The sequence below is a fragment of the Streptomyces sp. KPB2 genome (assembly GCF_003950055.1).
Classification (GTDB): domain Bacteria; phylum Actinomycetota; class Actinomycetes; order Streptomycetales; family Streptomycetaceae; genus Streptomyces; species Streptomyces salinarius.
The window spans coordinates 4,977,233-4,988,339 of sequence record NZ_CP034353.1 but is presented as its reverse complement, the minus strand read 5'-3'; the positions used below and the strand labels follow the sequence as shown (position 1 = coordinate 4,988,339).

The following is an 11,107-nucleotide window of genomic DNA, read 5'->3' as shown; positions in this document are numbered from 1 at the left end:
CGCGGCTCGCGCCATCGGACGCCGCCGGCGTCATCCCGCCAGCCGCTCCGCCACCACGACGGCCTCCCCCAGCGTGTCCACCACCGGCACCCCGACCCCCTCGAGGCTGGCCCGGCTGTGGGATCCGCCGGTGTACAGCACCGCCCCCGCCCCCACGTGGTGCGCGGCCAGCGCGTCGTCCGCGGCGTCCCCGATCACCACGGTGCGGGCGGGCTCCACCCCGGACAGCGCCAGCTGCGCGAGATGCCGCACCATGTGCTCGGCCTTGCTGCCCCCGGACGGCCCGGTGCGCCCGTCGACGCGTATGAAGTGCGCCTCGATCCCGAGTCCCTGGACCAGGGGCACCAGCTCGTCGTGGCCGTACATGCTGAGGATCGACTGGCTGCGCCCCGCGGACCGCCACCCCGCGAGCAGCTCGGCGGCACCGTCGGCGAGCCGGCAACGGGCCCGGTGCGCGCTGTAGTGCCGCTGGAAGGCCGCGTCCATGAGCTGCCACTCGGCGTCGGTGGGCAGCCTTCCCATCAGCCGCTCGTAGAACTTCGGCACCGGCACGCAGTACAGCGCCCGGTACTGCTCCAGTGTGATCGGCGCCAGCCCCAGCTCGGCGGACGCCGCGTTCGTCGCCCCGATGATGGCGTCGTTGTCGTGGAACAGCGTGCCGTTCCAGTCCCACACGATGTGTGCGCCCGTCTGCGTCCCCATGCCCGAAAACGTACCCGCCGCCACTGACAATCGGGACGTCGCGGAGCGAACTGCCTGGTCAGACCAGGTTCGGGAGCTCCTGCGTCGCGTACCAGAGCAGCTCGTGGTCCTCCGCGCCGTCCACGACGAACTGGGCGTCGTCGTCCCCGCCGTCCGCCGCCGCGAGCGACTCGGCCGCGGCGCGCACGTCCGCCTCCGCGTCGGCGGAGTCGACGTGCACCGCGGCCGCCTTGACCAGCGGCAGCGGCCCGGCGACCCGGACCTCGCCCAGTGCCGCCGGGTCGAGGCCCCGGTCCGGGTCGGCCGCGGCGGCGCCGTCGGGCACGTCGGCCGCGACCACGACCCGGCGCCGCGCCGCGGCGGGGTCGGCCGCCAGCAGGCGCAGGGAGGCCAGCGCGGCGCGGTTCAGGGCGGCGTACTCCAGCTCCTCGATGTCGTCCGACAGGTACCACTCGCGCAGCGCCGGCGTGACGGCGTAGGCGACGAACGGCCCGGCCCCCAGCTCCCCCGCCCGGTGCGCCTCGGCGAGGCCGGACAGGGTCAGGGGGACGTAGACGCGCATGAGTCTGCCGCTTTCGTGGTCGGGGACGCCGCCGGGGCGCTCGGTGGACCCGGTGGGAGAGCCTTCAGGATACGTGCGCGTGTCCCCTTTCGGGTCCCCACCCGGGGCGTCGGACACGTCCACCCCGGTCCCGGAATTCACCCTGGTCCCCCTTGCCGTCCCGGCTCTTGAACCCCTTCAACCACTCGGATAGGTGAACTTTCCCGCCCTCGCGACGCGGTCGCCCGCCTCCTTGCCGCGCCACCCCTCCAGCCCGTACAAGATCCCCGACCGCGAAGTTACTGCCCGGTATCTCCGGGCCCGCCGAACGGGGACCCCCATGCGCAAGGTCATGACCAGGAACCGGCTCCGCCCCACCACCCCACTCAGCCCCAACCCAACGGGCCCACTCGCCCGATCCGCACGGCCCGCCCCGCCCGGCGAGCCCGGCAACGCCCCGTCCCGGGGCCCGGGCGGCACCACCCCGCCCGGCCGCTTCGGCACACCGCCCCGCGTACCCGCCCACGCCACCCCTGCCGAAGCCCCGCCCGGCAACCCCGGCGGGCCCCGCCCCACGGACGCCGGCAACCCCACCAGCCCGGGGGAAGCCCGACACGGCAAATCCGGCGGGCCCCGAAGCACCGACGGCGAGACCGCCCCGCCCGGCCAGACGCCCCTGAGCGCCGTCTCCGCCCACACCGCCTCCGACGCAACCGGCGGTCCCCTGCCCCACACCCCCGGCGGCGCCTCCTCCCACCTGTCCGGCGGGCCCCGCGGCACCAACGGCGGCACCCCCGCCGCGCCGCCAAGCCGCACGCCCCTGAGCGCCGGCTCCGCCCGTGTCCCGTCCGACGGGTACGTCTGTCTCCCGTCCGGCGCACCCGGCGGTGTGCCGCCCCGTGCTCCCGGCGGTGTGCCGCCCCGCAGGCCGGGAGCGCGCGGGGCCCGTGCCGCCGCACCCGGTGGGCGGCCGCCGGGCTCGCCCGGCCGGTCCCGGCGGTCCCGTACGCGGCCGGCGGACACCCGTCCGCCCACGGCCGGCGCCGGGCCGGGCACCAAGCCGGGACCCGCCACGGGTCCGGCTTCTGACCCGGCCACCGGTATCAGTCCCGGCCCCGGCACGGCGCTCACTCCGGCGCGCGTCGCGAACCCCGCCACGGCCCGCACGGCCGGGGTGCCCGCACCGGTGGTCCACCGGGCCGCGCGGCCCGCCGCAGCGCCTCTCGTCCCCGCGCAGACCCCGCGCCGCCCCGTTCCGCAGCTGCGCCCCACCGACCACTTCGCCGAGCTCCTGCTCGGCGTGCTCAGCGGGCGGCGCCCCGTCCACTCGATGCTCCGGCACACCATCGGCCGTGCCTACGACGACCTGGCCCACCTCGCCGAACGCGGACCGCTGCGCACCCGCGGCGCGTCCCCCGTCGTCCGCGACATCGGGTACTTCGAGCCCCGGCCCGGCGCCCTGGAGGTCTTCGCCCGCATCGGCGCGGGCGACCGGCTGCGTGCCCTGGCCTTCCGGCTGGAGCAGGGCCGTGACCTGCGCTGGCGCTGTACGGCAGTGGAAGTGGGCGGCCCCCGCAGGCACCGCGCGGACGACGACTGAGGCGCCGCCCGCACCCGGCCCCCGGCCCCCGGAACAGGCCGAAGGGCCGGTCACCCCGGGTGACCGGCCCTTCCACCGCCACGGCGCCCGCAGGGCACCGCGTCGTCACTTCTTGCGGCGGCGTCCGCCCTTGGCCTGCTTGCGGCGCTCCGCACGCGTGAGCCCGTCGGACTGGGCCTGGGCGGCCTCGCCGTCGGTGAACTCACCCTCGACGACACCGCCCTCACCGTCCACGGTCGGCGCGGAGAAGTGCAGGTCCCGACGCTGCGGCGCGTCGAGGCCCTTGGCCCGGATCTCCGGACGGGCGCCCGCCTGGGCCGGGACCGCGTCCTGCGCGCCCTTGTCCAGCGACGGCGCCTTGTCCTCGACCGGGACCTCCTCGACCTGCTGCTCGACCTGGACCTCAAGGTTGAACAGGTAGCCGACGGACTCCTCCTTGATGCCCTCCATCATGGCCTGGAACATGTCGAAGCCCTCGCGCTGGTACTCGACCAGGGGGTCCTTCTGCGCCATCGCGCGCAGGCCGATGCCCTCCTGGAGGTAGTCCATCTCGTAGAGGTGCTCGCGCCACTTGCGGTCCAGGACCGACAGGACGACCCGGCGCTCCAGCTCGCGCATGATCTCGGAGCCGAGCTGCTTCTCGCGCGCCTCGTACTGCTCCATGATGTCGTCCTTGATGGACTCCGCGATGTAGTCGGCGGTCAGGCCGGCCCGGTCGCCGGCCGCCTCCTCCAGCTCCTCGACGGTGACCTTCACGGGGTAGAGCTGCTTGAACGCGCCCCACAGGCGGTCGAGGTCCCAGTCCTCCGGGAAGCCCTCGGCGGTCTCGGCCTGCACGTAGGCGTCGATCGTGTCGTTCATGAAGTGCTGGATCTGCTCCTGCAGGTCCTCGCCCTCCAGGACGCGGCGCCGCTCGCCGTAGATGACCTCACGCTGGCGGTTGAGGACCTCGTCGTACTTCAGGACGTTCTTACGGGTCTCGAAGTTCTGCGTCTCGACCTGCGACTGGGCGGACGCGATCGCGCGCGTGACCATCTTGTTCTCGATCGGCACGTCGTCCGGCACGTTGGCCATGGACATCACGCGCTCGACCATCTGGGCCTTGAACAGCCGCATCAGGTCGTCGCCCAGGGAGAGGTAGAAGCGGGACTCGCCGGGGTCGCCCTGACGGCCGGAACGACCGCGCAGCTGGTTGTCGATGCGGCGCGACTCGTGGCGCTCGGTGCCCAGGACGTAGAGGCCGCCCAGCTCCTTGACCTCTTCGAACTCGGCCTTGACCGCCTGCTCGGCCCGCTCCAGGGCGGCGGGCAGGGCCGCGGCCCACTCCTCGATGTGCTCCTCGGGGTCGAGGCCGCGCTGGCGCAGCTCCGCCTCGGCGAGGTCCTCGGGGTTGCCGCCGAGCTTGATGTCCGTACCGCGGCCGGCCATGTTGGTGGCCACCGTCACCGCGCCCTTGCGGCCGGCCTGGGCGACGATCGTCGCCTCCCGGTCGTGCTGCTTGGCGTTGAGCACCTCGTGCTGGACGCCGCGCTTGCTGAGCTGCTGCGAGAGGTACTCGGACTTCTCGACCGAGGTGGTGCCGACGAGGATCGGCTGCCCCTTGCGGTGCTTCTCCTCGATGTCGTCGACGACCGCCTCGAACTTGGCGACCTCGGTGCGGTAGATCAGGTCCGACTGGTCCTTGCGGACCATCGGCCGGTTGGTCGGGATGGGCACCACGCCGAGCTTGTAGATCTGGTGGAACTCGGCGGCCTCGGTCATCGCCGTACCGGTCATGCCGGACAGGCCGGGCTCTTCCTTGCCCTTGTGGTCGTGGCGCTTGTAGAGGCGGAAGAAGTTCTGGAGGGTGATCGTGGCGAGCGTCTGGTTCTCGTCCTTGATGTCCACCCCTTCCTTCGCCTCGATCGCCTGGTGCATGCCCTCGTTGTAACGGCGGCCGGCGAGGATACGGCCGGTGTGCTCGTCGACGATCATGACTTCGCCGTCGAGGACGACGTAGTCCTTGTCCTTCTTGAAGAGTTCCTTGGCCTTGATCGCGTTGTTGAGGTAGCCGACCAGCGGGGTGTTCACCGACTCGTAGAGGTTGTCGATGCCCAGCCAGTCCTCGACCTTGGACACGCCCGACTCGTGGATGGCGACGGTGCGCTTCTTCTCGTCGACCTCGTAGTCGCCGGTCTCCTCGATGCCCTTGAGGGTGTTGCCGGCCTCGCCCTTCTTCAGGCGCGTGACCAGCTTGGCGAAGTCGCCGTACCACTTGGTGGCCTGGTCGGCCGGACCGGAGATGATCAGCGGCGTACGGGCCTCGTCGACGAGGATGGAGTCGACCTCGTCGACGATGGCGAAGTTGTGACCGCGCTGGACCAGTTCGTCCTTGGACCACGCCATGTTGTCGCGCAGGTAGTCGAAGCCGAACTCGTTGTTCGTGCCGTAGGTGATGTCGCAGCCGTACATCTCGCGGCGCTGGGCCGGCGTCTGGTTGGCCAGGATGCAGCCGACGGTCAGGCCCAGGAACTTGTGGACGCGGCCCATCAGCTCCGAGTCGCGCTCGGCCAGGTAGTCGTTGACCGTGACGATGTGCACGCCTTCGCCGGACAGGGCGTTGAGATAGGCGGGCAGTGTGCCGACGAGGGTCTTGCCCTCACCGGTCTTCATCTCGGCCACGTACCCCATGTGGAGGGCGGCGCCGCCCATGATCTGCACGTCGTAGTGGCGCTGGCCCAGGACGCGCTTGGCGGCCTCGCGGACGGTGGCGAAGGCTTCGGGCAGCAGGTCGTCCAGGCTCTCACCGTCGGCGTAGCGCTGCTTGTACTCGTCGGTGAGGGCCCGCAGCTCGGCGTCGGAGAGGTCAGCGAAGTCCTCTTCGATGGAGTTGACCTGGTCCGCGATGCGGTGCAGCTTGCGCAGGATCTTGCCTTCGCCTGCACGCATGATCTTCGAGAGGACGGACACGGGGGTTGGTCTCCTTGCCGGTCGGGCCTGGGACGGTCGGTTTCCTGTGACGGATTGGGCAACGGCCATCGTATGCGAGGACCCCGCCGCACCGGGAGGCCTGCCGTAACGGGGACCGTCCACTCCTTTGCATCCAGCATCCCTGTCTGCTGTCACCCCTTTCAACGTCCGGGCCCCGCGGATGGTGCCGCACCCCGGCGACGAATCGCACGTGAGGTGACCGGATGTTCACGGAGGGCAAAACATTGGCGCCGCCACGGGACGCCGAGCAGAATCGGCCGATGGAACCCGTCACGCTCACCACCGACCGCCTGGTCCTGCGCGCGGTCGGCCCGCAGGACACCGAGGCCGTGTACGCCGCCTGCCAGGACGCCGACATCCAGCGCTGGACGACGATCCCCTCGCCCTACCTCCCGGAGCACGCGCGGGGCTTCACGGAGCAGATGGTCCCCGACGGCTGGGCGAACGACTCGATGTTCACCTTCGGCCTCTTCCTCCCCGCCGGGGATCTGGTGGGCATGCTCGGCGTCACGATGATCTCCCTGGGCGTCGGCGAGATCGGGTTCTGGGGCGCCAAGGAGCACCGCGGCCGGGGCCACGTCACCGAGGCCGCCGTCGCCGTCGCTCGCTGGGCCTTCACCGACCGGGCCGTCGACCGCCTGGAGTGGCGTGCCGAGGTCGGCAACACTGCCTCCCGCGCGGTGGCCCAGCGCGCGGGATTCACCATGGAGGGCACGCTGCGCTCCGGGATCAACAACCAGGGCACACGCCGCGACTGCTGGATCGGCTCCCTCCTCCCCTCAGACCTCTCCCTCCCCTCGACGTCCCCGTACTTGCCCGCACAGACATAACCACGGGCAGCCCCATGCCGCCGTAGCTGCGGGCAGTCGTGCCTCCCCCAGTGCCTGAACGGCCTGGGAGGTACCCCCAAGCGGCACGGGTGGGCGCAGCGGCACCCCGCTACGCCGGGCCGCGCAGCACCCCGCGCCCGCACACGCACCGGGTGCCACCCGGACCCCGGCCCACCGCACCCACCTCCCCGCACCCCCGCACCCCACCCACTGTCAGACCCACCCCCTATCGTGCGGACGCATGACGACCCTCCCGCCCCCCGCCACGGAACTGTCCGCAGCCGAGGCCCGCCGCCTCGCCCTCCGCGCACAGGGCTTCCTCGGCGCCCCCGACCGCCGCGCCGGCGTCCGCGGCGTCCTCCGTCACCTGGGCGCGGTGCAACTCGACACCATCTCGGTCCTGGCCCGCTCCCACGAGCTCATCCCGTACGCCCGCCTGGGCGCCGTCGGCCGCAGGACCGTCGACGACGCCTACTGGAAGGACACCCACGCCTTCGAGTACTGGTCGCACGCCGCCTGCATCCTCCCCATCGAGGAGTGGCCCCACTTCGCCTTCCGCCGCCGCGCGCTGCGCAACCGCCCGCACTGGAACCACCACCTCCCCGAGGGCGACTACGACCGCGTCATCAAACAGCTCCGCGCCGAAGGCCCCCTCACCGCGACCGACCTGGGCGGCGCGAAGAAGACCAGCGAGTGGTGGGACTGGTCGGGCACGAAGGTCGCCGTCGAGCGCGCGCTGATGTACGGCGAGGTGGTGTGCGTGGAGCGCCGCGGCTGGAAGCGGGTGTACGACCTGGCGGAGCGCGCGATCCCGGCCGCGCTGCTCCACGACGACCTGGACGACACGGAGTGCCTGCGCCGCCTGGTCCGCCTGGCCGGTCAGTCCCTGGGCGTCGGCACGCGCGCGGACATCGCGGACTACCACCGCCTCAAGGCCGAGCAGGTCGACGCGGTGATCGCCGACTCGGGCCTGGTGCCGGTCACGGTGCAGGGCTGGGGGCGGCCGGCCTGGGCGGACCCGGCGGCCCTGGAGACTCCCCCGCGCGGCCGTCACCGCACGACGCTGCTCTCGCCCTTCGACTCCCTCATCTGGGAGCGGGCGCGCACGGAGCGGATCTTCGGCTTCACCCATCGCCTGGAGGCCTACGTGCCCAAGCGGAAGCGGGTGCACGGCTACTTCGCGATGCCGGTCCTGGCCGGAGGGCGGCTCGTCGGCCGGGTGGACCCGGCGCGCGAGGGGCGCACCCTGGTCGCCAAGCAGGTCACGCTCGAGAGCCGGAAGGCGGCCCCGGCGGTGGCCCAGGCCCTGGTCGAGGCGGCGAGCTGGGTGGACTGCACGGACGTACGCGTGGAGCGGGTGGAGGCACCCGACCTGCGCGAGCCCCTCACCCGGGAGCTGGCCCTCCTGCTCCACTGACCGGGGCCCGGCTCACCGGCCGGCTCAGCGGATCTCGAGAATCTTCTCCCGCATCGCGTACACCACGGCCTCCATCCTGGAGTGCAGCTGGAGTTTCTCCAGGATGTTGCGGACGTGGTTCTTCACGGTGTTCTCGGAAATGAACAGTTCCTTGGCGATGTCCCGGTTGTTCATTCCCGTGGCGACGAGCTTGAGGACCTCCAGCTCGCGATCCGTGAGCCGGGGTGCGGGCACCAGTCGGCGTTCGTCGGTCCGCTGGATCATCGACTTGAACTCGGTGAGCAGTTTCGACGCCATGGACGGACTGATCTGGGACTGCCCGTCGGCCACCGCGCGAATGGCGGTGGCGACCTCGTCCGTGGAGATCTCCTTGAGCAGATATCCGGTCGCGCCCGCCTTGATCGCGTCGTAGAGATCGGCCTCTTCGTCGCTGATCGTCAGCATGATGATCTTGGCACTGGGGGCCACCTCCTTGATGGAGGTGCAGGCCTCGATACCGCCCCGCTTGGGCATCCGCACGTCCATCAGGACGATGTCCGGCAGCAGGTCGGCGGCCTTCTCCACGGCTTCGGCGCCGTCCCCGGCCTCTCCGACGACCTGGATGTCCTCCTCGGCCGCGAGCACGATTTCCAGGCCGCGGCGGAAAAGGGCGTGGTCGTCCACGACCAGCACCCTGATCGGCTCCTCGCGTGTGGGGCCCGCGTCCGCGTCCGGGCCCATGCCGACCGCCGCGTCGTCGATCCCGTGGTCGACGCCCGCGCCCCGCATCGGTCCGAAACTGTCCGCCATCGTTCCTCCCCCTGAAGGCTGTGGCACGTGGTCCTGAGCCATCGCCAACCCAGAGCAACGACCCACCTGTTGGGCCGTTGCCGCCATGATTCCATGCCCCGCCCGCAGCAGAGTGACCGAACGGGCAGCGATGGGGTCGCACACCCACGCGCACCGTCGCACACCGGTGCCCCTGGGGGCGCACACGCGCTCCAGGGGCACCGGACCGCTGTCACCGGCGGTGCGTGTCAGCCGCCGAGCGCGTCGCCCGCGTCGGGAGCGTGCGCCTGGGTGACCATCGTGTCCGTGGTGAGGTGGATGACGCCGTAGTCGTAGGCGTGCCGCCGGTAGACGACGCTGGGCTCCTTCGTCTCGGAGTCGACGAACAGGTAGAAGTCGTGCCCGACCAGTTCCATCTCGTAGAGCGCCTGGTCGAGGGACATCGGGGCGGCCACGTGGGTCTTCTCCCGGACGACGAGCGGCCCGTCGCCCTGAACCTCCAGCGAGCCGATCTTCTTGGTGGGAACGCCGTCCTGCTCCTCGGTCGGGACGACGGCGCCGTTCCCGTTGAGCGTCGCCGCGCCGGGTACGTGGTCGGCGACCTCGGCCGCCGAGATCCGGCGCGCTCCGCGGCGCGAGAAGCGCTTGTCGTGCTGCTTGCGCAGCCGTGCGCCGAGCTTCTCCGCCGCCAGGTCGAGCGCCGCGTAGGGGTCGCTCGCCGCTGCCTCCGCCCGGATCACCGGACCGCGGGAGCGGAGCGTGATCTCCACTCGGTCACAGCGGTCGGCCTGCCGGGGGTTCGGCTCCTTGGACACCTCGACGTCGAGGCTGATCACCTTGCCATCGAGCTTCTGGATCTTCTCCAGCTTCAGCTTCTCGGCCACGTGCTTCCGGAACCGCTCGGGCACCTCGGTCTTGCGGCCCTTGACGACGATGTCCACGCAGAACTCCGTTCCCGGATCGCTCCACTTCGACGGCGGAGCATCTCCCTTTTGCACCAGGTTCCGGTCTCTCCCGAAACCTCGGACTCGGTGACGTCCACCTCCTCCCCCGTGGGCGGGATCTCCACTCCACCGGTGCGGGTGATGACGGTGAAACCCGCAGCACGGCATTCGGATTTGAGAGGTGTGGCCTGCGGCTTTGCCTCACAACCGAACATATCTCGCCCGGACGGATGTCGTCACCCTCTACCGCGGCGTACCTCCGTTCCGGTGAATTGAACCTCTCATTACCTGCAACGACGAAAGTTCTCAGTCAGTTCCGGTTTATTTCGAAGGAATCTGGTGAAGCCGCGACCACTGCCGCGCAGATCGCCTCACGGATCACGCCACCGCCTCCGTACCGGCCCGCCATTCGGGGCACGGTCTTCCGTTCCTCTCTGCCTTCCCCTGCCTCCGCCGGATACACAGCCGATCTCGTCCTCCCGTACGTGTCCGGCCCCGCCCGCGACTCAACGGCGGCGGCCGTCGCCGCGCGCACCGCACGTGCCGCCTCGGCCAGCGACGCCCCCGTCGTCATCAGGTCGTCGACGAGGACGAGCACCCCTCCGCCGCGCAGCAACCCGCCGGCGCCGGGCGTCACCGTCAGGGCGCCGGTGAGGTTGTCCAGCCGCTGCCGGGCGTCGAGCCCCGACTGGTCGGCCACGGCGTACCGTTGCCGCAGCACGGCCAGCACCCGGGCGGACGTCCCGGTGCGCCGCAGCTCCCCCGCGGCCGCGAGGGCGATCCGCCGCGCCGGGTCGTGTCCGCGGATCCGCACGGATCTGCGCGCCGACGGCACGGGCACCAGCAGCACCGGTCCCCGCCTCCGTACGGCCCCCGCCCCACCGGAACCCGTGTCACCGGCGCCGGCGTCACCAGGACCCCCACCACCGGCTCCCGCACCGTCTGCTCCCCTCCGCGCCTCCCGGAGTCCCGTCCGCACCGCCCCCGCCAGTGCCACGCCGAGCGGTCCCGTGAGGGCCAGCACCCCCCGCTCCTTGTGTGCCAGCAGCGTCGCCCGGACCTCGTCCGCGTACGGCGCCGCCGCGTGCACCGGGGGCAGGCCGGGCGGCTCCGGGTCCGGACGCACCCGACACGGCGGGCTCCCGCTCAGCGCCGTACGGCACCGGGTACACAGCACCGCTCGAGCCTTGCCACAGCCTCCGCACTCGGCCGGCAGCACCAGGTCCGTGAGGTCGGTCCACCACCTCCGCACTGTCGGCGTTCCCCGCATGGCCACCATCTCCGCAACGTCCGCGATCCCCGATGGCCACCACTGTGCCAACGCCCGCGGAACCC

9 protein-coding genes are annotated in these 11,107 nt (G+C 71.8%); 3 read left to right on the top strand and 6 right to left on the bottom strand.

Features of this window, described 5'->3' with window-relative positions:
- Positions 1-30: 30 nt before the first annotated feature.
- Both D1J63_RS22460 and D1J63_RS22455 read right to left on the bottom strand, forming a co-directional pair.
- A complete protein-coding gene (locus tag D1J63_RS22460; RefSeq protein ID WP_102930699.1) occupies positions 31-702 on the bottom strand; it encodes an HAD family hydrolase in 672 nt (223 codons plus the stop codon).
- Between the two features lie 58 nt (positions 703-760).
- Complete coding sequence (locus tag D1J63_RS22455; RefSeq protein ID WP_125631137.1) at positions 761-1,264, bottom strand: hypothetical protein; 504 nt, start codon at positions 1,262-1,264, stop codon at positions 761-763.
- Between the two features lie 1,165 nt (positions 1,265-2,429).
- On the opposite strand from D1J63_RS22455, the gene D1J63_RS37675 reads away from it, so the two are divergent.
- Positions 2,430-2,843, top strand: a complete 414-nt coding sequence (locus tag D1J63_RS37675) for an Rv3235 family protein (protein WP_347141249.1) — start codon at positions 2,430-2,432, stop codon at positions 2,841-2,843.
- 105 nt (positions 2,844-2,948) lie between these two features.
- On the opposite strand, the gene secA is transcribed toward D1J63_RS37675, so the two are convergent.
- A complete protein-coding gene (gene secA, locus D1J63_RS22435) occupies positions 2,949-5,792 on the bottom strand; it encodes a preprotein translocase subunit SecA (RefSeq protein ID WP_125631133.1) in 2,844 nt (947 codons plus the stop codon).
- A gap of 281 nt (positions 5,793-6,073) precedes the next feature.
- On the opposite strand from secA, the gene D1J63_RS22430 reads away from it, so the two are divergent.
- Both D1J63_RS22430 and D1J63_RS22425 read left to right on the top strand, forming a co-directional pair.
- The gene (locus D1J63_RS22430; RefSeq protein ID WP_102931294.1) at positions 6,074-6,643 is read left to right on the top strand and encodes a GNAT family N-acetyltransferase; all 570 of its coding nucleotides are present in this window, start codon (positions 6,074-6,076) and stop codon (positions 6,641-6,643) included.
- Between the two features lie 241 nt (positions 6,644-6,884).
- On the top strand, positions 6,885-8,060 hold the full coding sequence (locus D1J63_RS22425) for a crosslink repair DNA glycosylase YcaQ family protein (RefSeq protein WP_125631131.1): 1,176 nt from the start codon (positions 6,885-6,887) through the stop codon (positions 8,058-8,060).
- 24 nt (positions 8,061-8,084) lie between these two features.
- On the opposite strand, the gene D1J63_RS22420 is transcribed toward D1J63_RS22425, so the two are convergent.
- The 3 genes from D1J63_RS22420 to D1J63_RS22405 form a co-directional block, all read right to left on the bottom strand.
- Complete coding sequence (locus tag D1J63_RS22420; protein WP_125631129.1) at positions 8,085-8,849, bottom strand: response regulator transcription factor; 765 nt, start codon at positions 8,847-8,849, stop codon at positions 8,085-8,087.
- Between the two features lie 227 nt (positions 8,850-9,076).
- Positions 9,077-9,769, bottom strand: coding sequence for a ribosome-associated translation inhibitor RaiA (gene raiA / locus D1J63_RS22415; RefSeq protein ID WP_102931297.1), 693 nt, complete (start codon positions 9,767-9,769; stop codon positions 9,077-9,079).
- 313 nt (positions 9,770-10,082) lie between these two features.
- On the bottom strand, positions 10,083-11,051 hold the full coding sequence (locus D1J63_RS22405; RefSeq protein WP_125631127.1) for a ComF family protein: 969 nt from the start codon (positions 11,049-11,051) through the stop codon (positions 10,083-10,085).
- Between the last annotated feature and the right edge of the window lie 56 nt (positions 11,052-11,107).